Genomic DNA, 19,177 nt, shown 5'->3' with positions numbered 1-19,177 from the left:
AAAACCATGTTATCTGCATGTCAAATAACTTTCTCTTTCAGCAAGCCGGGCTATCCGCCAACGCTACATGATTGCCTCGGTGTCCTGGTTCAATCGCGGTGTTTCGCGCTGACGGGTCCGCGCAGCCTGCTGCGCGCCCTGGGCGCCGTGCTCGCAAACTATTTAATCGACGATGCTAAAAAATAATGATGTGAATGCCGGCACCAGCCGCGAGCTCCAGTCAGTCATGCCAACCATGTCCGGGTCGCTCGATGAGGCGGTCGAGGCGATCGCACATGAAATCGGCCTCGATCAACAGGAGTTCGCTGCACGCATGACCTTTCTGGAGCTGGATGAGCGCGACCATGCGCTGCTGCGCGAGCTGCACGGCTTGATCGACAAGGAGATCGATACCCTGTCGGACAGCTTCTACGACCACATGCTGAGTTTTCCGGCCTTGCGCGCCCTGATGCGCGACAGCCGGACAGTGCAACGCCTGAAGCGCGCGCAGATGGCCTACTTTCGCAGCCTGACTGCCGGCGAGTACGGCGAGAACTATATCCGCGAACGGCTGCGGGTCGGATTGGTCCACCAGCGCATCGGCCTGGAGCCGAAATGGTATATCGGGGCCTATCGCAAATACCTGGCCGAGCTGATCGAGCTGGTGTGGGAAAAGATGCATGCCGAGCCGCAGCGCTTCCGCGCCGCCTGCGACAGCATCCTCAAGATCGTCTGCCTGGACATCGGACTCGCGCTCGACACCTATGCGCACGCGGACCAGCGCAGCGTGGTCCAGTATCAGAATTACCTGGAGCAGGTCATCGGCGGAATGCCGGCCGGCCTGATCGTGGTCGACGACAGCGGCCATGTCCGTTCCATGAACGCGACCATGCTGGCCATGCTCGGCATCCCCGACGAAGCCGTCGACGCGCGCCCGCTGCTGGAAGCGCTGATCCCGGCGCCCGAGCTGGCCGAACGCATGGCGGCCGCGCTGGCCACCGGGATGCCGCAAGACGGCGTGGTGGTCGCCATCGACGGCCATGCGGACGGCGTGCGCTACTTCGAATTCAATATCCGCCGCACGCGCCAGGCCGGCGGCGCGATCCTGCTCCTGATCGGCCACGACATCACCTTCCGGCGCCAGGCGCGCCTGCGCCTGCAGGAAAGCGAGGAATTCTTCCGCCTGACCTTCTCGCAGGCGGCGGTGGGCATCGCGCTGCTGTCGCGCGACGGCCGCTTCGTGCGGGTCAACCGCAAACTCACGCGCATCCTCGGCTTCACCGAGATCGAGCTGCTGCAGCGCTTCGTGCACCAGATTACCTATCCCGACGACCTGCTCGAAGACCGTGCGCTGATCCACAGGCTGATCGACGGCGAGATCCGCGACTTCCAGCGCGAGACGCGCTACGTGGCGAAGGGCGGCAATCCGGTGTGGGTCAATGTCAGCGCCTCCGTGATGCGCGAAGCCGCCAGCGGGCAGCTGCGCCTGATTACCGCCGTCGAAGACATCTCGCGCCGCAAGCAGGCGGAGGAAGCCCTGCAGCGCATGGCCAGCCACGATGCCCTGACCGGGCTGCCGAACCGGGCCCTGCTGCAGGACCGCCTGGGCCAGGCGATCGCCCAGGCCCAGCGCGCGCAGCGCCAGGTCGGGGTGATGTTCATCGACCTCGACCGCTTCAAGCATGTGAACGACAGCCTGGGACACGAAGCCGGCGACCAGATGATCGTCGAGATCGCGCGCCGGCTCGCCAGCGCGCTGCGCGAAAGCGATACCGTGGCGCGCCAGGGCGGCGACGAGTTCGTGGTGGTGCTGCCCGATCTGGCCTGTCCGGAAGATGCGGCGCTGGTCGCGCAAAAACTGCTGGCGCAGCTGTTCCAGCCGCTGGTCCTGTGCGGCGCCGAGCTGTTTCCGACCGGGAGTCTGGGCATCGCCATGTACCCGCGCGACGGGCAGGACTGCAATACCCTGCTCAAGGCCGCCGATGCGGCCATGTACCGGTCGAAGGCGAACGGCGGCAATCACGCGGAGTTCTATACGGCGGACATGGGCGCCGATACCGAGGAGCACCTGCACATCGAGGCCAGCCTGCAGCGCGCGCTCCAGCGCGAGGAATTCGTGCTGTATTACCAGCCGCAGGTGGACGTCGACAGCGGCCGCGTGGTCGGCCTGGAGGCGCTGCTGCGCTGGCAGCGGGAAGGGAAAGAGCTGGTATTGCCGGCGGACTTCATTGCGCTGGCCGAAGAGACCGGACTGATCCTGCCGATCGGCGAGTGGGTCCTGGCCACCGCGATGCGCCAGCTCGCCGCCTTTCACCGCAGCGGGATGACGCATCTGCGCATGAGCGTGAACGTGTCGGCACGCCAGTTCCAGCACAACGACGTCGCGGCCCAGGTCGAACGCCTGCTGGAAGAAACCGGCTGCGCGCCCGGCGCTTTGACGATCGAGATCACGGAAACCCTGTTGATGGAACGGCCGGGCGCCGCCGCCGAGATGATGACGCGGCTGTCGCGGATGGGGGTGCAACTGGCGATCGACGATTTCTGCACCGGCTACTCGAGCCTGGCCAACCTGAAGCGTTTCCCGATCCGCGGCCTGAAGATCGACCGCTCTTTTGTGGCCGACATCGCCACCGACAACGACGACGCCGCCATCGTCGCGGCCGTGATCGCCCTGGCCCGCTCGATGAAGCTCGAAGTCATCGCGGTTGGCGTCGAGACCGGGGAACAGCAGCGCTTCCTGCGGGCGCGCGGCTGCCGCCGCATGCAGGGCTACCGCTTCGGCAAGCCGGCCCCGGCCGCGGACATCGAAGCGCTGCTGCGTTCCCGTCACGTGGATATACCAGCATGAAGGCGCTCGTGTATCGATTGCCGGCGCGCTGGCGACCTTCGATCGTGGTCACGCTGCTGGTGCTGGCGACTTTATCGCCGGGCATCGCCTGCCTGCTGATGGAGGACGCGCACCATGCGCTGGTCTGCATGGGCTTGTCCGCCATGCTGGCCCTGGTCGTGACACGGTACTGGCACCGCCGCCAGAAGCAGGCCCAGCGTTTCCTGGCGGAGAGTGCGGGCGCCTTCCGCAGCCTGATGGAATGCGCACCGGATGCCGTCCTGGTGGCCGGCGCCGAGGGGCGCATTGCCGCCATCAATACGCGCGCAGAGGCCATGTTCGGCGTTGCGCGCAGCGCCGCCGCCGGCATGCCGCTGGAGGCGCTGCTGCCGCCGGCACCGGACGACGCCGAAACCAGCCATTTTCACGTGCAGGATGGCGCTTTCCCGGCGGAGATATGGCGCACGTCCACCCCGGCCGGGCAGCACATTGCGATCGTGCGCGACCTGTCCGAGCGCCGCCGCCTGGAGCGTGCGCTGGACCAGCAGCTCAGCCGCGATCCCTTGACCGGCCTGCCGAACCGCCGCGGCATCCTGGAGATCCTGGACGGCGCGCTCGCCGGCGCGCGCCGCGAGCGCAGCCTGCTGGCGGTGCTGGTGTTCGACATCGACGCCTTCCGCAAGATTAACAGCAGCCACGGCTATGCCTGCGGCGACGAAGTGCTGTGCGAATGCACGGCGCGGCTGTCGGGCTTGCTGGGTGCGGGCGATGCCCTGGCCCGCCACAGCGGCAACGAGTTCATCGTCGTGCAGGCGCATTCCAGCGCGGCGGCAGGGGCGCGCCTCGCCGAGGCGATGCTGGCCTGCATGCGGCGTCCTTTCGCGCTGCGCGGCCAGGAGACCTTCCTGTCGGCCAGCATCGGCATCGCGCTGTCCTCGTCCAGCGCCTGTGCGCCGCCGCAACTGGTGCAGATGGCGCAGGTGGCGATGGCCGCCGGGCGCGTCGACGGTCCGGCCCGGCTGTGTTTCCACCGGCCGGAGATGGACCAGGTGATCCGCGACCGGGTCGACCTGGAGTCGATGCTGCGCCATGCGATCCGGCGCGGCCAGCTCGCCCTCCAGTACCAGCCGCGCATCGACGCGCTCGAGCACGGCATGGTCGGGGTCGAGGCGCTGGTGCGCTGGCGCCATCCGGTGCTGGGCCTGGTGGCGCCGGCCCGCTTCATCCCGATCGCCGAAGAAACCGGCATGATCGAGGAACTCGACATGTGGGTCTTGCAGGAGGCTTGCCACCGCGCCGCGCGCTGGCGGGCCGCTGGGCTGCCGCTGGGCCGGATCTCGGTCAACCTGTCGGCGCGCCAGTTCCAGCAGGCCGGACTGCCGGAGCGCGTGCGCATGGCGCTCGCAGCCAGCGGACTGGAAGCGCAGCGGCTGGAAATCGAGATCACCGAAAGCACGGTCATGCACGACACCGAAAAGGTGGTCGAGGTGCTGCGTTCCCTGAAGGCGCTCGGGGTCGCCTTGTCGATCGACGATTTCGGCACCGGCTACTCCTCGCTCAGCTACCTGAAGCGCTTCCCTCTGGACATCCTGAAAATCGACCGCGCCTTCGTGAAGGATGTGGCGAGCGATCCGGGCGGCGCCGCGATCACGCGCGCCATCATCGACCTGGCGCACGGCCTCGGCCTGGAAGCGGTGGCGGAAGGCGTCGAGACCGAGGAGCAACTGGCCTTCCTGATGGACAACGGTTGCGACGAATTCCAGGGCTATTACTTCAGTGCGCCAGTGTGGCCCGAACAGATCGAGCAATTGCTGCTGAAGGAAGCGCAGGGTACCTGAAGCCTGGCGCGGAGTTCCCCTCTCAACTTTTACCTGAACCCACATGCTGAAACTGAACACACTTACCATCAAGACCCGGCTGGTCTTCGTGATCGTCCTGCTGGGACTGGAACTCATCGTCGGCGCGGTCGTCGGGCTGCTCAGTCTTGGCCATGCCAACGACGAGCTGCGTTCGCTGCATGACGACCACCTGGTCGCCCTGGGCCAGCTCGATCGCGTGGTCCGCGGGCTGAACGCGAACCAGCTGGCGGCGGCCGAGGCGCTGCTGGCCGACGCCGATGCGCTGCCGTCCCTGCTGGCCGGCATCGAGCGCGACAAGGCCGCGGCCGATGCCGCCTGGAAGGCGTATGGCGCGACCGGGATGGGCCCGGGCGAGCGCGAAGCGGCCGAACGCTTCGTGCGCGCCCGCAGCGCCTTCCTCGAGCAGGGCCTGCTGCCCGCCGTGACGGCGCTGCGCGCCGGCGACCTCATGCGGGCCAAGGCCATCGTGCAGGGGCCGATGATCGCCCTGTTCGCGCCGGTACGCGCCGGCATCGACGAGCTGATCCAGCTGCAGCTCGACGAGGCCGAGCGGATGAGCAAGGCGTCGCAGTCGACCTACGAGCTGGTGCGCGTGGTCTGCCTGTCGGGCATGGCCTTCGGCCTGGTGCTGGCCGGCATCGTGGGGGCGGTGCTGGTGCGCGGCATCGTCCAGCCGCTGGAGGAGGCGGTGCGGGTCGCCAGCGCGGTGGCGGGCGGCGACCTGACCCAGAACATCGACGTCAAGGCGCAGGACGAGACCGGCCGCCTGATGCGGGCCCTGAATCGCATGAACGACGGGCTGGCGCAGATCGTCGGCCGGGTGCGGGTGGGCACCGACACCATCGCCACGGCCGCCACCCAGATCGCGGCGGGCAACCTCGACCTGTCGGCACGCACCGAGCAGCAGGCCGCCTCGCTCGAGGAGACGGCGTCTTCGATGGAAGAACTGACCTCGACGGTGCGCCAGAACGCCGACAACGCGCGCGAGGCCAACGTGCTGGCCCTGTCGGCATCGGACGTGGCCAACCGCGGCGGCGCGGTGGTGGCGCAGGTGGTGCGCACGATGGCCGACATCGACGCCTCGGCGACCCGGATCGCCGACATCATCGGCGTCATCGACGGGATTGCGTTCCAGACCAATATCCTGGCGCTGAATGCCGCCGTCGAGGCCGCACGCGCGGGCGAACAGGGACGCGGTTTTGCGGTGGTCGCCGGCGAGGTGCGCAACCTGGCGCAGCGCAGCGCCGCGGCGGCGCGCGAAATCAAGACCCTGATCGACGATTCGGTGGAAAAGGTGCGTCACGGCTCCGGTCTGGTCGATCGCGCCGGCGCGACCATGCAGGAGATCGTCGCCAGCGTCGAACGGGTCACCGCGATCATGGGCGACATCACGGCGGCCAGCCAGGAACAGAGCGCGGGGATCGAGCAGGTCAACCGGGCGATTGTCCAGATGGACCAGGCCACCCAGCACAACGCCGCCCTGGTCGAGCAGGCGTCCGCCGCGGCGCAGGCACTGCGCGAGGAAGCCGGCAGCCTGGCGCAGGCGGTCCACCTCTTCCGGATCGAGGCGCGCGGTGCCCGGCGCGCTGCAGCGCCCACCGCGCCTGTCGAGGGCGCCGCCGCGGCCGGCTATCCGCTGCTGGCCGAAGGCCGCTAGGCGAGGGCGGGCCTCAGCCCTCCAGGTCGCCCAGCGACTGCTCGATCCCCAGCTGCACGTCGCGCAGGAAGGCGCCGCCCTGGTCGGACAGCGCGATCCCCGGCACCGCCAGCTCGACCAGGCACACCAGCGCCTGGCGGAACCATTCCATGTCGGTGCCCATCAGGGGCAGGGCATGGGCGTCGATGATGTAATGGACCGCGCGCGTGAGCAGGTTCGGGTCGCGGCCGGCACGGGCGATGCCGGGTGCGAAGTCGGCGACTTCGCGTTGGAAGCGGTCGGCCAGGGTCTCGAGGATGTCGTTCGAGACCTGCGAGTGGCCGGCGGCCAGCACGACCCGGGCCAGGTCCAGGCAGGCGTCCTGCAGTGCCGAGTCGTCGAGGCGTTCGGTCATGGTCTTGCTTTCTAGCGTTGCAAAGGCGCCAGCATGCCACGAATCGCGCTTCCGTGTTATTTGAACTTCTGTTCGTACTGCAGGCGCAGGCTGCGATAAGTCGGGATCGCGGCATCGCGTCCGGTGGTGCCAAGCGCGTCCGCGTAGACGCTGCCGCGCAGGTGGTCCGGCGCCAGCAGGTTGCGCGCGGTGAAGCGCAGCTGGCGCTCGGGATCGAGCTTGTAGAGGACGTAGGTCTCCAGGTCGCGCCGCACGCCGGCGTAGGCCGACTCGTAAACGGAGCTGCGGGTCCAGCCGCCGCTCACGAAGTTGAAGCTGGCACCGGCGCTGAGACGCTCGCCGGTGTAGTCGGCGCCGAGGTTGCCCGACCAGCGCGGCTGCGCGTCGAGGCGGTTGCCCGGACCCGGCACCGCGTCCACCGCCGACCAGTTGCGGCTGACGTTGGCGCGCAGTTCGAGCGGCCAGCCGACGCCGAGGGCCTTGAGCGGCAGCTTGGTTTCCAGCGCCAGGCTGCGCACCCGCGCGCGGCCCTGGTTGGTCGGCGCCGTGACCCAGCGCGTGCCATCGTAGCGAGTATGGGCGCGGATCAGGTCGTGGATCGCGCGGCTGGTCGCGCTCAGCGAGACCAGGCCGCCCACGCTGAAATAGTGCTCATAAGCGGCGTCGATGCCGGTCGCCAGTTCCGGGCGCAGGCCGGGATTACCGGTGAAATCGCTGGACACCTCGGTGTTCACGCTGGCGTAGAACACGGCGGGGATCAACTGCTGCATGGTCGGCGCGCGGTAGGTGCGGGTCAGGGCGAAGCGCAGCTGGTCCTGTTTCGAACCGGGGATCTTCCACAAGGTCTGCATCAGGGGGCTGAACACGTGGTAGCTGGCGCTGAGCGGGGCGAAGGCATCGCCGCTGGTATTCGTGCGCACGCCTTCCCAGCGCGCGCCCAGGTACAGCGACCAGCCTGGGCGCACCTCCCATTCGTCCTGCCCGTAGATGGCCAGGCGGTCGACGGTGGCGCGAAAGCCGGTGTCGACGTCGAGCGGCGTTGCGCTGGACAGCGGGCGGTCGATGCGCAGATTCTGCTGGCGGTTGCGGTCATGGCCCGCATCCCAGCCGAAGGCCAGGGCGTGGCCCGCGAACAGCGGCACCAGGTATTTGCCGGTCGTGATGATCTCGTGTTCGCGGAAGCGGTCCTGATCGAAGGTGTCGAGCACGAGTTCCTGATCGCGAAAGCCGGTGCGGTGCATCTGGCGGCGCACCCGCGACATGTCGAGCGCGAGCTTGCTGTCCAGCCGGGCGCCGTCGTCGAAGCGCCGGTCGAGCACGAGCTCGCTACGCAGGTTATCGCTGTCGATCTTCCAGCCGACCGGAAGCCAGGGCTGCGGGTAGTCGGGGCCGGCGAGGGTCGTGGTGCGGTTGTCTTCCGTCCCGCGACTGCGCGCGCCATTGTAGAAATTCTGCCAGCTCAGGGAGCCGCCGCCGGCCAGCGCCCAGTTCAGGCGCGCGTTCGCATTGATGAGTGTAAAGCGCTGGCGGAACAGGGTGTCGGTGTCGCGCAGTTCGGTGAGGGCGCCGGCGGCGTCGCGCGTGGTGAAGCGTTCGCGCTGGCGGTATTCGCGCGTCCAGTGGTTCAGGTTGGCGCCGAGGGTATAGCCGAAGCCGCCCGGCTTGCCCGGCTTACCCGATTTGCTGACGCTGAGTCCTTGTCCATCGTTGTCCGGTGCGCGGGTGCCGGACAGCTTGATTTCGGCGGCATCCTTGCCGCCGGTCTTGCGCAGCACGATGTTGATGGTGCCGGCAATGGATTCGGTGCTGTATTCGGCGGTGGCGGCGCGCACGATTTCGATCTTCTCGATGGAATCGGGCGACAACGCTTCCAGGTCGAAGCCGGGCGGCATGCGGTCGCCGTTGATCAGGACCTGCGTGTAGCCGCTGCCCAGTCCGCGCATGCGCACAGCGCTGCCGGCGACGGTCACGCCGGGCAGGCGCTTGAGCGCATCCAGCACCGTGGCATCGCCGTACTTCACCAGTTCCTCGTGCCCGACCACCGTGCGGCTGGCGCTGTCGTTGCGGCGCAGCGTCTCGGCGCCGGCCTTGACCTCGACCGTGGCGACCGTCGGGGCCGTGGCGGCGGCGGGCGCCTCGGGCGTGGCCTGGATCTGCTGGGCGTGCACCAGCGGGGCGGCCGCGAGGGCGGCGAGGACGAGCGACTTGTTCGGCATGCAGGCATCCTTCAAACATAGACAATGATGTCTATATTGAGGCGTATGTTATCGCCGAGTCAATAGCGCAGCGCTGCCTAGACCGAATATTCTAGAAATCGACGAAAAAAAAGCGGCGCAGGTGGCGCCGCCCTGTTGAAGGGGAGCTTGGGATTACTGCGCAGCCCAGCCGCCATCCATGTTCCAGGCCACGCCGCGCACCTGGTCGGCGGCCGGCGAGCAGAAGAACACGGCCAGCGCGCCCAGTTCTTCCGGTGTGACGAATTCGCCGGACGGCTGCTTTTCACTCAGCAGCGCCTTCTTGGCCTGCTCGTTGCTCATGCCGTCGCGGGCGGCGCGGTCGTCGACCTGCTTCTGCACCAGCGGGGTCAGCACCCAGCCCGGGCAGATCGCATTGCAGGTCACGCCGCTGTGCGCGTTCTCCAGCGCCGTGACCTTGGTGAAGCCGACCAGGCCGTGCTTGGCCGCCACGTAGGCCGACTTGCCGGCAGAGCCCACCAGGCCGTGCACCGAGGCCAGGTTGATGATGCGGCCCCAGTTCTTCTGCTTCATGCCGGGCAGGGCCAGGCGGGTGGTGTGGAAGGCCGAGGTCAGGTTGATGGCGATGATGGCGTCCCACTTCTCGGTCGGGAATTCGTCGACGTTGGCGACGTGCTGGATGCCGGCATTGTTGACGAGGATGTCGACACCGCCGAATTTTTCGGCCGCGAAGCGCATCATGGCTTCGATCTGGTCCGGCTTGGACATGTCGGCGTTATGGTAAGCGGTGCGCACGCCGAATTCCTGGCCGATGTCGGTGTACAGCTTCTCGATCTGCTGGGCGTCGCCGAAGCCGTTGAACACGATATTCGCGCCCTGTTCGGCGAGCGCGCGGGCGATGCCCAGGCCGATGCCCGAGGTCGAGCCGGTTACCAGGGCGGTCTTGCCGCTTAACATAGTGGATTTCATGGACTACCTCATCGTCAGAAGTTGGGAATTGAAAACTGTGTCGGTCTGTCGCGGCCGGACTTGGTAGAATTCTAATCGCTTCGCCGGTTAAAATGTTGGCGGCCATTCAAGACACACGAGACGAGAGGGAGGAGGCATGGGCGAACCGAGGCTGAAGAGCGTGCAATGCAGTTCGCCGGCCGGCCTGCACCGTATGGCCTACAAGGAGTGGGGCGATCCCGCCAATCCGCAGGTACTGGTGTGCGTGCACGGCGTGACCCGCGTGGCCGACGACTTCGATGCGCTGGCGAGTGCCATGAGCGACCGCTACCGCGTGGTCTGTCCCGACGTCGCGGGCCGCGGTCGTTCGGATCGGCTGCGCGACCCCAATCTCTACGTCGTGCCGCAATACGTGGCCGACATGGTGACCTTGATCGCACGCGTGACGGCCAACAACGAGGAGGGCACGGTGCACTGGGTCGGCACCTCGATGGGTGGCCTGATCGGCATGATCCTGGCTTCGCTCGAGGGCAACCCGATCCGCCGCCTGGTGCTGAACGATATCGGGCCGGTGCTGGACGGCGCGGCGATGGCGCGCATCGGCGACTACATCGGCCAGGATGTGCGCTTTGCCAGCTTCGAAGAGGGTGCGCGCTTCGTGAAAGAGGTGTCGACCTCCTTCGGTCCGCACAGCGATGAAGAATGGCACAAACTGGCCAGCGACGTGCTGGTGCAGGAGCCCGGCGGCGCCTGGGTGCGCCACTACGACCTGGGCCTGGCCAAGCCCTTCGCCGCGATCACCCCGGAGCGCGCCGCCCAGGACCAGGCGGCGCTGTGGGGCGCCTTCGATGCGATCCGCTGCCCGACGCTGCTGATCCGCGGCGAACTGTCCGACCTGCTGTCGCGCGCGACGGCGGAAGAGATGACGCGCCGCGGACCGAAGCCGCAACTGGCCGAGATTCCCGGCGTCGGCCATGCGCCGACCCTGATGCACGCATCGCAGATTGCGATCGTGCGCGATTTTTTGATCAACTAAACGTCGCTCCCGCGCAGGCGGGAGCCCAAGGAAGCAAGGAAATATGGAAATCCAACGTCTGCACGTAGGCAAGCGCCTGTCCGAAACCGCGATCCATAACGGCACCATCTACCTGGCCGGCCAGATCGCCGAAGACACCACCCAGGACATCGTCGGCCAGACCCGCGAGGTGCTGGGCCACGTCGACCGCCTGCTGGCGGAAGTCGGCAGCGACAAGACCCGCATCCTGAGCTGCCAGATCTACATCTCGAGCATGGAGCACTTCGCCGGCATGAACGAAGTCTGGGACGCCTGGGTCGCGCAAGGCCACACCCCGCCGCGCGCCACCGTCGAAGCGAAACTGGCGAACCCGGCTTGCCTGGTCGAGATCGTCATCGTCGCGGCCATGCCGTAAGAAACAGGGAGCTGCATGGTCTCGATTGCCGCGCTCGGCGACGCCACCACCCGGCTGGTCCAGGGCCTCGGCCCGGCGGACCTGTCGCGGGTGCGGGCGGCGCTCGACTTTGTCCAGGAAGCCTACGGCGAACGTCACGCCTCGTCCGGCCAGAGCGCCTTCGAGTTCTCGCTCGGCGTCGCGGTCACGCTCGCGGTGCTGCGCTCGGATGCCGAGACGCGCATCGCCGGCCTGCTGTTCGAGCTGTGCCTGCTCGAGCCGCTGGTCGCCGAAAAGCTCGAAGACCGCTTCGGCAAGGAAGTCGCCGACATGGTGCATGGCGTGCACCAGCTGATCCGCTTGCGCGACCTGACCGCCGCGCAGGCACCGGTCGGACGCGGCAAGAACGCCGCCCAGCAAGCGATGGCGCAGGTCGAAACCCTGCGCAAGATGCTGCTGGCGATGGCCTCGGACATGCGCGTGGTGCTGGTGCGGCTGGCGTCCTGCGTCACCACCCTGCGTTATTTCGCGGAGCAGAAACGCTTCGACGAGCTGACCCGCAACTACGGCAGCGAGGTGCTGGATCTGTACGCGCCGCTGGCCAACCGGCTCGGCATCTTCCAGCTCAAGTGGGAGCTGGAAGACCTGTCGTTCCGGATGATGGAGCCGGAAACCTACAAGCGCATCGCCAAGATGCTCGAAGAGAAGCGCATGCTGCGCGAGAGCTTCGTGCAATCCTCGATCGAGCGCCTGGAGACGGAGCTGGCCGCTGCTTCGATCCGCGCCGAGGTCAGCGGCCGGCCCAAGCACATCTACAGCATCTGGAAGAAGATGCGCGGCAAGGAGCTCGACTTCAGCTCGCTGTACGATGTGCGCGCCTTCCGCGTGATCGTCGCCGACGTCAAGACCTGCTACACGGTGCTGGGCGTGGTCCACAATATCTGGACCCCGATCCCGAAGGAGTTCGACGACTACATCTCGCGCCCGAAGCCGAACGGCTACCAGTCGCTGCACACGGTCGTCACCGCCGAGGACGGGCGGCCACTCGAAGTGCAGATCCGCACCCAGGAGATGCACAACTTCGCGGAGTACGGCGTGGCCGCGCACTGGCGCTACAAGGAAGAGGGCGGCTCCAACTTCAAGAGCCAGCAGTACGACGAGAAGATCGCCTGGCTGCGCCAGCTGCTGGCCTGGAAGAGCGACGTCGTGGCCGATGCCGTCGCCGGCCAGGAAGACCTGCAGCGCGAATGGGTCGAGAAGCTGAAGTCGGCCACGCTGGACGACCGCATCTTCGTGCTGACCCCGCAGGCGCGCGTGCTCGAGCTGCCGCAGGGCGCCACGCCGATCGACTTCGCCTACCACCTGCACAGCGAGGTCGGGCACCGCTGCCGCGGCGCCAAGATCGACGGCGTCATGGTGCCGCTGAACACGGCGCTGAAGAACGGCCAGACCTGCGAGATCATCACCGCCAAGGGACCGGCGGGCAGCGCGGGACCCTCGCGCGACTGGCTCAGCCCCGGCTACACGGTGTCGAGCCGGACCCGCACCAAGATCCGCGCCTGGTTCCACGCGCAGGAACTGGCCGAGACCCTGACCCACGGCCGCGCGCTGGTCGAAAAATCGCTGCAGCGCGAAGGCAAGACCGCGGTCAACCTGGAAGCGCTGGCGCACAAGCTCGGCTTCGCCAAGGTGGACGATTTGTTCATCGCGGTCGGCAAGGAGAAATTCAGCCTGCGCCACGTCGAAGCCGCGCTGCACGACCCGGCCGACAACCCGCCGCCCGAGGATGCGGCGGTGGTCAACAAGAGCCGCGCCTCGAGCGTCGAGCAGGGCGCGAAATCGGGCGTGCTGGTGGTCGGCAGCGAAGGCATGCTGACCATGCTGGCCAAGTGCTGCAAACCGGCGCCGCCGGACCCGATCGTCGGCTTCGTCACGCGCGGAAAGGGCGTGTCCATCCACCGCGCCAGCTGCAAGAACTTCGGCGAGATGGCGTCCAAGGCGCCGGAGCGGGTGATCGAGACCGACTGGGGCCGCGCCGACAAGGAAACGGTGTACCCGATCGACATCTTCATCCTGGCGTCGGACCGCCAGGGCCTGCTGCGCGACATCTCCGAGGTGCTGGCGCGCGAGAAGATCAATGTGATCGGCGTGAACACCCAGAGCAGCAAGGGCGCGGCGCGCATGGTGTTCACCGCGGAGATCGGCTCGACCGGGCAGCTGCAGAAGGCGCTGGCGGCGATCGGCGAGGTGAGCGGCGTGCAGGAAGCGCGCAGAACCTGATACGGCTGGGGGAACACCCCGCCGAATCTGTATCATGTCCATATGATCACTTCGCTCATCTACCTGAAGCCGCGCGACTGGGGCCTGCGCATCAAGCGCTGGCTGCTCAGCTGGTGGGGGATGCTGCACCTGGGCGCGATCGCGCTGGTGATGGCGATGTCGCCGTCCATCTGGCACCGCGACAACCGGCACGCGACCTCCACCTACATCTACACCAGCACCTGGGCGGTGCTGCCCTGGTTCACGCTGCTGACGGCGCTGGTCAGCCTGGTCATCATCCGCATCGTGCTGGTGACGGCGCAGAGCTACGGCCTGTCCGGCTTCGCGCTGGAGATGATGGTGCGGGTGCTGGTGCTGGAGCTGCTGCCCTTGTCGGCGGCGCTGTTCGCGGCCCTGCGCGCGGGCATGGCCTTCGACGCCAATGCGATGGGGCTGGCGGCGAGCGGCGTGGCGCCCGGCGACGCCGCCGAGGCAACCCTGCGCCGCGTGCGCCGCGACCTGGTGCCGCAGGTGATCGCGAACGCCTTCTCGGTGCTGAGCTTGGCGATGGTGAGCAGCGTGATCGTGCTGGTGCTGGCCTACCTGAACGTGTACGGGCTGTCGCCCTGGGGCCTGAGCGATTACACCCGCACCGTGGGGCGCGTGTTCGATCCGACCGTGACCCTCGGTTTCGTGTTCAAGACGGTGCTGTTCGGCCTTGCGGTCGCGGTGATCCCGAGCGCGGCGATCCTGGACATGCTGCGCCACCGGCGCCGCCACCGCTCGAACGTGCAGCCCGGCGCGCTGCGGCTGCTGTTCGTGCTGCTGCTGATCGAGGCCAGTTCGCTGGCCGTCAAATACATCTGAATGACCTGAATATCTGAGCGAGGACTGCGCATGGCGGATACCGTACCTGACGAGCCGAAACACGTCGAAGCGAAGGCAGTGATCCTGCTGGTCGTGATCGGCGCGCTGATCGTCGCCTTCTTCCTGTACGTGATGTACGCGCGCGGCGTGTTCGAGCCCACCCAGCAGCTGGTGCTGGTGACCGACAACTCCGAGGGCGTCATCCCCGGCATGGACATGACCTTCGCCGGCTTTCCGATCGGGCGTGTGCGCCAGGTCGACCTGGGCCAGGACGGCAAGGTCAACGTGCTGGTCGACATTCCGAAGGCCGATGCCAAGTGGCTGCGCACCACCAGCGTGTTCACGCTGGAGAGCAGCGTGGTCGGCCAGACCCACCTGCGCGCCTACAGCGGCATCCTGAGCGACCCGCCGCTGCCGGACAAGGCGCAAAGACCGGTGCTGCGCGGCGACGCCGCCGCCGAGATCCCGCGCCTGCTGTCGACCGCCCGCGCGCTGCTCGAGAACCTGCAGAACATGACGCAGGAAGGCTCGGCCATCGCCAACACGCTCGGCAACGTCGAGACCTTCAGCGGCCGCCTGACCGGCAAGTACGGCGTATTGGGCACGGCCCTGGGCGGCGATGCCGAGGCCCAGAAGCTGCTGCAAACGCTGGAGCGGGTCGACACCATCCTGGCCAAGACCGACCGCCGCGTGTTCGGCAAGAACGGCGTGATGGACGATGCCCAGGCCGCGATGCGCGAGCTGAATGGCGTGCTGCAGGATGCGCGCGGGACGCTGCAGAAGGTCGACGCGGTGCTGGTCGAGGCCCAGGCGGTGGGCGCCAACGCCAGGAACGCAACCCAGGATCTGGGTCGCCTGCGTGGCGAGGTCGATGCCAGCCTGCGCAAGGTGAACCGCCTGGTCGACGAGATCAACCGCAAGTGGCCGTTCAAGCGCGACGAGGAGATCAAGCTGCCATGAAGACGACCGTTCTCACCGCCGGCGCCGCCGTCACGCTGGCGCTGTCCCTGGCGCTGGCCGGCTGCGCCAGCAAACCCCAGCCGCCGGACTGGCAGCCGAACGCGAAGAGCGCGCTGGATGGCTACACCGACGCCTGGCTGCACGGCAACACCGCGGCCGCCGATGCCGAATTCGCGCGCGCCCGGCGCGAGACCGCCAGCACCGGGCGCTTCGACAATGTGGCGCAGGTCGAGCTGGTGCGCTGCGCCGCGCGCGTGGCGGCGCTCGACTACGACTGCGCCGGCTATGCGGCGCTGGCGGGCGACGCGACCCCGGCCCAGCAGGCCTATGCGGCCTATCTGGCGGGCCAGTGGCAGGGTCTGAACGCCGGCCTGCTGCCGGAGCAGCACCGCGCGGTCGTCACGGCCGGTACCCTGGCCGGGGTGCAGGATCCGCTGGCGCGGCTGGTGGCTGCCGGGGCCTTGATGAAAGCAGGGCGCATCACGCCGGCCGACATCGGGAACGCGGTCGACACGGCTTCGCACCAGGGGTGGAGAAGGCCGCTCCTGGCCTGGCTCGGCGTGCAGGAACAGCGTGCCCAGGCCGCGGGCGATGCCGCGGCGCTGCAGCAGATCCGGCGCCGCATCGCACTGGCCTCCGAGGGCTGAGCAGGCGGCGTGCTAAGCCGGCAGCTTGCGCACGCGCAGCTGGCGCGGCTCCGGCGCGGTGACCCGGTCGACCACCGCTTGCGGCACCTGCTCGTCCTTCAGCAGGGCCAGCGCCATCTCCTTGCCGAGCTTTTTTCGATCTTCAGCGCGGCCTCGACGATGGCATCGTGGACGCGGTTCCGGCGCCGGCACCCTTGCTGCTGCAGATGCGACAAGGGCGCCACCGGCGGCCCGCGCTTGCGGTCGGTGAACAGGATGCGATCGACGATTTCCTGGTCGATGCCTTCATGTTCGAGATAGCGGGCAGCCTCGTCCAGACCCAGCATTTCCCGGTAAACCAACGCGACTTCGATATGCTGCGAAACCACCGTCTCGCGACGTACCTTCCAGACCATGAACCGCTCCATCGAAGTGACCCGACCAGGGCTTCATGATACTTCAGCGCCGGGCCCGCTTGCCGCACGGCTCGGCCTTACTTCACCCGTGATACGCGCGCGCTGTTGTTATAGCCTTCGACTTGCAGGAAGTAGCCGCCCAGCAGGCCGCGCGAGACCTCGACCTTCGGGTCCTGCATGGGACGCATGACCGCTTCGCTGCCGTCCGTCACCCGCCACACCTGGCCGTTGGCCAGGGTGATGCTTGAACCCGGGCCCCAGCCGTCGAAGCGGCCGACCACGGTGCTGCGGATGCGCGATTCGTCGGCACTCATCTTTTTTTGCGCTGCCGGCGGCAGGCCGAAGCTCTGCTCGGGCGAGGCAGCCGGTGCGGGCGCGGCGGCAGCCACCGGCGTGGCGCCGACCGGCATCGCGTCATAGCAGGCCAGGCGGCGCGCGGTATCGGTCTGGGCACGGCATTTCAGGATCGCAGCATCATCGGCGAGGGCGGCGCCGGCGGACAGCAGGCCGCAGGCAAACAGCAGAAGGTTTTTCATGGGCTCGTCTAAATAGTCATGCCGGAATGGCAAGCCATTATAGTAGCCGAGCCGCAATATCGTGTCCCGCCGCGCAGCCTAGAGCACGCCGAAGATGAACAGCAGCACCAGCGTGATCGCAAGCGACACCAGGATCGAGCCCAGGCAGCCCAGTTTGTTGGAGAAAAACAGGAACATGCGTCAGCCTTTCGTTCAGGTGGCGGTCCATCCCGCCTGCGCGGGACGCGCGGGCGCCTGGCGATAGGCCGGCGGGAGCTGGTTGTGGATGCGTACCGCCGCCTTGGCCGCGCCGCCGGTCGCCACCGCGATCTGGTTCAGGCCGACGACCACGTCGCCGATCGCGTACAGGCCGGGCACGGTGGTGGCGTAATGGTCGTCGACCACGATTTCCTCGCACTGCGCGGTCTCGGCGCCCAGCTTGGCGGCCAGGCTGGAGCGGGCTTTCTCGCCCAGCATCGGGTAGAACACGTCGGCCGGGTATGCCTCGCCGTCCTCGGTATGCATCACCGGTTTCATCGACGCGTCGAGTGTGACCGACAGCAGCGGCGACTCGATCAGGCGTACGCCGGCGGCGTCCAGGCGGCGCTTGTCCTCGGCATCCAGCATCGAGGCCGGGCCGCGTTCGAACAGCGTGACGTCGCTGCTGAAGCTGCGCATGAAGAGGGCGTGGCCGACCGGGTTGATGTCGGCGGTGGCGACCGCGATGCGCTTGTCCATCACGTCGAAGCCATCGCAGACGGGGCACAGGCGCAGCGAGCCGAACGCGATCGCCTCGCGCCAGTTCTCGATCGGCAGCCCGGCGTCGGCCACGCCGGTGGCCAGCAGCACGGTGTGGGCGCGGATCTGTACCGGCTCCGGTTCGGGTTGGTCTTCGCTCGCCTCGGGCAGGTAATCGCCGACGAACAGGCCGTCTTCGATGCGCAGGTCGACGATCTCGCCCGGCATCACCGTGCCGCCGTAGCGTTCGAGCTGCACTGTGAGGTTGCCGAGCAGGACGTGGCCCGGCACGCCTTCCGGAAAGCCGGGGTAGTTGTGCGAGACCGGGATCAGGCGCAGCCGGCTGTTGCCCTTGTCGACCAGGGCGACGTTGCGGGTGAAGCGGCGCAGGTAAATGGCGGCGGTCAGGCCGCCGGGGCCGCCGCCGACGATAAGGGTGTCGTAGACTTGATCTTGAATAGGCATGTGTCGATTATCGACATGGCACTCCTATTCTACCTATCGGCGCGTGCCCCGCTGCCGGGTCGGAGCCCGCTGACACGCTCGTCGGTGTTCAGGCGTGGACTTCCGGCTGCAGCGTCACATGGTCGATGCCGTGCTTGTCGAGCAGCATTTCTTTCACGGCGCGCAGCACCTCGGGCCAGGCGTTGAGGTCGGCGATCTCGAGGTGGCCGATCAGGGCCGGCTCGCCCGGCGACATGTCCCACACGTGCAGGTCGTGCACCGACAGCACGCCCGGCACGGCGGCCAGGTCGGCGCCCACGCCCAGGTAATCGATCTGCTCGGGCACCCCCTCCATCAGGAAGTGGTAGGACTCGCGCAGCACGCCGATGGTCGACTTCAGGATCAGCAGCGACACGAAGATCGACAGGATCGGGTCGATCCGCACCCAGCCGGTGAAATGGATGATGGCGCCGGCAGCGATCGCGGCCACCGAGCCGAGCAGGTCGCCCAGCACGTTGACCAAGGCGGCGCGCGTGTTGATGCTCTGCTCGCCGCGCGACAGCACCCAGGCCACCAGGATATTGATGCAGGCACCAATCGCGGCCACCACGAACACGGTGCCGCCTTGCACGGCTTCCGGCTTGAGCAGGCGCTGCGCGGCCTCGTAGACGATCCAGGCAACCAGCAGCAGCATCGCCAGGCTGTTGACGAAGGCGGCCAGCGCCTCGGCGCGCACGAAGCCGAAGGAATGGCGGTGCGAAGGCGGACGGCGCGCGATCAGCTGGGCCATCAGCGCCAGGCCGAGCGCGGCGGCGTCGGTCACCATGTGGCCGGCGTCGGAGATCAGGGCCAGCGAGTTCGACATGAAACCCGTCACCGCTTCGATCAGCGCGAACAGCAGGGTCAGGCCCAGCGCCAGTCCCATCGCGGCCTGGCTGCGGCCTTCGATGACGTGGCCGTGGCGGGCGTCGCCGTCGAGGTGGGCGTGCAGGTGGGCGGAGGAGATCGAGTGGTCTGACATGGGAAGAGGGAATGCGGAAAAGTCGAACAGTATAGTAGGGTGGGCACCCCGTGCCCACGCCGC

The 19,177-nt window shown here is 67.6% G+C and carries 16 protein-coding genes; 9 read left to right on the top strand and 7 right to left on the bottom strand.

From position 1 onward, the window contains the following. Positions 1-226: 226 nt before the first annotated feature. From NX782_RS00700 to NX782_RS00690, 3 genes are read left to right on the top strand one after another with little or no spacing between them, the layout of a single operon-like run. The gene (locus NX782_RS00700; RefSeq protein ID WP_258843552.1) at positions 227-2,827 is read left to right on the top strand and encodes an EAL domain-containing protein; all 2,601 of its coding nucleotides are present in this window, start codon (positions 227-229) and stop codon (positions 2,825-2,827) included. Next, the gene (locus tag NX782_RS00695) at positions 2,824-4,644 is read left to right on the top strand and encodes a putative bifunctional diguanylate cyclase/phosphodiesterase (protein WP_258843551.1); all 1,821 of its coding nucleotides are present in this window, start codon (positions 2,824-2,826) and stop codon (positions 4,642-4,644) included. The genes NX782_RS00700 and NX782_RS00695 overlap by 4 nt, the downstream gene beginning before the upstream one ends. A gap of 43 nt (positions 4,645-4,687) precedes the next feature. Further along, a complete protein-coding gene (locus tag NX782_RS00690) occupies positions 4,688-6,322 on the top strand; it encodes a methyl-accepting chemotaxis protein (RefSeq protein WP_258843550.1) in 1,635 nt (544 codons plus the stop codon). 13 nt (positions 6,323-6,335) lie between these two features. Here NX782_RS00690 and NX782_RS00685 read toward each other — a convergent pair whose 3' ends face one another. The 3 genes from NX782_RS00685 to NX782_RS00675 all read right to left on the bottom strand — a co-directional run bounded on the left by NX782_RS00685 (position 6,336) and on the right by NX782_RS00675 (position 9,880). After that, the gene (locus NX782_RS00685; protein ID WP_258843549.1) at positions 6,336-6,716 is read right to left on the bottom strand and encodes a hypothetical protein; all 381 of its coding nucleotides are present in this window, start codon (positions 6,714-6,716) and stop codon (positions 6,336-6,338) included. Positions 6,717-6,772: 56 nt separating this feature from the next. Beyond that, positions 6,773-8,932, bottom strand: coding sequence for a TonB-dependent receptor plug domain-containing protein (locus NX782_RS00680; RefSeq protein ID WP_258843548.1), 2,160 nt, complete (start codon positions 8,930-8,932; stop codon positions 6,773-6,775). 153 nt (positions 8,933-9,085) lie between these two features. Beyond that, positions 9,086-9,880 (bottom strand): 3-hydroxybutyrate dehydrogenase, encoded by a 795-nt coding sequence (locus NX782_RS00675; protein ID WP_258843547.1) that lies wholly within the window; start codon positions 9,878-9,880, stop codon positions 9,086-9,088. Between the two features lie 136 nt (positions 9,881-10,016). On the opposite strand from NX782_RS00675, the gene NX782_RS00670 reads away from it, so the two are divergent. From NX782_RS00670 to NX782_RS00645, 6 genes are read left to right on the top strand one after another with little or no spacing between them, the layout of a single operon-like run. Next, on the top strand, positions 10,017-10,895 hold the full coding sequence (locus NX782_RS00670; RefSeq protein WP_258843546.1) for an alpha/beta fold hydrolase: 879 nt from the start codon (positions 10,017-10,019) through the stop codon (positions 10,893-10,895). A gap of 43 nt (positions 10,896-10,938) precedes the next feature. Then, positions 10,939-11,289 (top strand): RidA family protein, encoded by a 351-nt coding sequence (locus NX782_RS00665; protein WP_258843545.1) that lies wholly within the window; start codon positions 10,939-10,941, stop codon positions 11,287-11,289. Positions 11,290-11,304: 15 nt separating this feature from the next. Continuing rightward, complete coding sequence (locus NX782_RS00660) at positions 11,305-13,548, top strand: RelA/SpoT family protein (protein WP_258843544.1); 2,244 nt, start codon at positions 11,305-11,307, stop codon at positions 13,546-13,548. Positions 13,549-13,590: 42 nt separating this feature from the next. After that, positions 13,591-14,394 (top strand): MlaE family ABC transporter permease, encoded by an 804-nt coding sequence (locus tag NX782_RS00655; RefSeq protein WP_258843543.1) that lies wholly within the window; start codon positions 13,591-13,593, stop codon positions 14,392-14,394. Between the two features lie 30 nt (positions 14,395-14,424). Beyond that, positions 14,425-15,354 (top strand): MlaD family protein, encoded by a 930-nt coding sequence (locus NX782_RS00650; protein ID WP_258843542.1) that lies wholly within the window; start codon positions 14,425-14,427, stop codon positions 15,352-15,354. Further along, entirely contained in the window at positions 15,351-16,001 is a 651-nt protein-coding gene (locus tag NX782_RS00645; RefSeq protein WP_258843541.1) for a hypothetical protein, read from the top strand. The genes NX782_RS00650 and NX782_RS00645 overlap by 4 nt, the downstream gene beginning before the upstream one ends. 98 nt (positions 16,002-16,099) lie before the next feature. Here the strand turns inward: NX782_RS00645 and NX782_RS00640 are convergent, their stop codons facing one another. From NX782_RS00640 to NX782_RS00625, 4 genes are all read right to left on the bottom strand, one after another. Then, the gene (locus NX782_RS00640) at positions 16,100-16,396 is read right to left on the bottom strand and encodes a hypothetical protein (protein WP_258843540.1); all 297 of its coding nucleotides are present in this window, start codon (positions 16,394-16,396) and stop codon (positions 16,100-16,102) included. Positions 16,397-16,473: 77 nt separating this feature from the next. Continuing rightward, positions 16,474-16,932 (bottom strand): hypothetical protein, encoded by a 459-nt coding sequence (locus tag NX782_RS00635; protein WP_258843539.1) that lies wholly within the window; start codon positions 16,930-16,932, stop codon positions 16,474-16,476. 192 nt (positions 16,933-17,124) lie between these two features. Beyond that, complete coding sequence (locus NX782_RS00630; RefSeq protein WP_258843538.1) at positions 17,125-18,114, bottom strand: NAD(P)/FAD-dependent oxidoreductase; 990 nt, start codon at positions 18,112-18,114, stop codon at positions 17,125-17,127. Between the two features lie 88 nt (positions 18,115-18,202). After that, positions 18,203-19,114 (bottom strand): cation diffusion facilitator family transporter, encoded by a 912-nt coding sequence (locus NX782_RS00625; RefSeq protein ID WP_258843536.1) that lies wholly within the window; start codon positions 19,112-19,114, stop codon positions 18,203-18,205. Positions 19,115-19,177: the final 63 nt, after the last annotated feature.

It is taken from the genome of Massilia norwichensis (assembly GCF_024753245.1).
Classification (GTDB): domain Bacteria; phylum Pseudomonadota; class Gammaproteobacteria; order Burkholderiales; family Burkholderiaceae_D; genus Telluria; species Telluria norwichensis.
Note: the sequence above shows the minus strand (reverse complement) of the source record. Positions and strands in the feature narration are given on the sequence as shown.

Excerpts from the sequence above, each read along its gene's own strand:
- NX782_RS00700 (WP_258843552.1), top strand. The coding sequence starts at position 227 with ATGCCAACCATGTCCGGGTCGCTCGATGAGGCGGTCGAGGCGATCGCA.
- NX782_RS00695 (WP_258843551.1), top strand. The coding sequence starts at position 2,824 with ATGAAGGCGCTCGTGTATCGATTGCCGGCGCGCTGGCGACCTTCGATC.
- NX782_RS00690 (WP_258843550.1), top strand. The coding sequence starts at position 4,688 with ATGCTGAAACTGAACACACTTACCATCAAGACCCGGCTGGTCTTCGTG.
- NX782_RS00685 (WP_258843549.1), bottom strand. The coding sequence starts at position 6,716 with ATGACCGAACGCCTCGACGACTCGGCACTGCAGGACGCCTGCCTGGAC.
- NX782_RS00680 (WP_258843548.1), bottom strand. The coding sequence starts at position 8,932 with ATGCCGAACAAGTCGCTCGTCCTCGCCGCCCTCGCGGCCGCCCCGCTG.
- NX782_RS00675 (WP_258843547.1), bottom strand. The coding sequence starts at position 9,880 with ATGAAATCCACTATGTTAAGCGGCAAGACCGCCCTGGTAACCGGCTCG.
- NX782_RS00670 (WP_258843546.1), top strand. The coding sequence starts at position 10,017 with ATGGGCGAACCGAGGCTGAAGAGCGTGCAATGCAGTTCGCCGGCCGGC.
- NX782_RS00665 (WP_258843545.1), top strand. The coding sequence starts at position 10,939 with ATGGAAATCCAACGTCTGCACGTAGGCAAGCGCCTGTCCGAAACCGCG.
- NX782_RS00660 (WP_258843544.1), top strand. The coding sequence starts at position 11,305 with ATGGTCTCGATTGCCGCGCTCGGCGACGCCACCACCCGGCTGGTCCAG.
- NX782_RS00655 (WP_258843543.1), top strand. The coding sequence starts at position 13,591 with ATGATCACTTCGCTCATCTACCTGAAGCCGCGCGACTGGGGCCTGCGC.
- NX782_RS00650 (WP_258843542.1), top strand. The coding sequence starts at position 14,425 with ATGGCGGATACCGTACCTGACGAGCCGAAACACGTCGAAGCGAAGGCA.
- NX782_RS00645 (WP_258843541.1), top strand. The coding sequence starts at position 15,351 with ATGAAGACGACCGTTCTCACCGCCGGCGCCGCCGTCACGCTGGCGCTG.
- NX782_RS00640 (WP_258843540.1), bottom strand. The coding sequence starts at position 16,396 with ATGGTCTGGAAGGTACGTCGCGAGACGGTGGTTTCGCAGCATATCGAA.
- NX782_RS00635 (WP_258843539.1), bottom strand. The coding sequence starts at position 16,932 with ATGAAAAACCTTCTGCTGTTTGCCTGCGGCCTGCTGTCCGCCGGCGCC.
- NX782_RS00630 (WP_258843538.1), bottom strand. The coding sequence starts at position 18,114 with ATGCCTATTCAAGATCAAGTCTACGACACCCTTATCGTCGGCGGCGGC.
- NX782_RS00625 (WP_258843536.1), bottom strand. The coding sequence starts at position 19,114 with ATGTCAGACCACTCGATCTCCTCCGCCCACCTGCACGCCCACCTCGAC.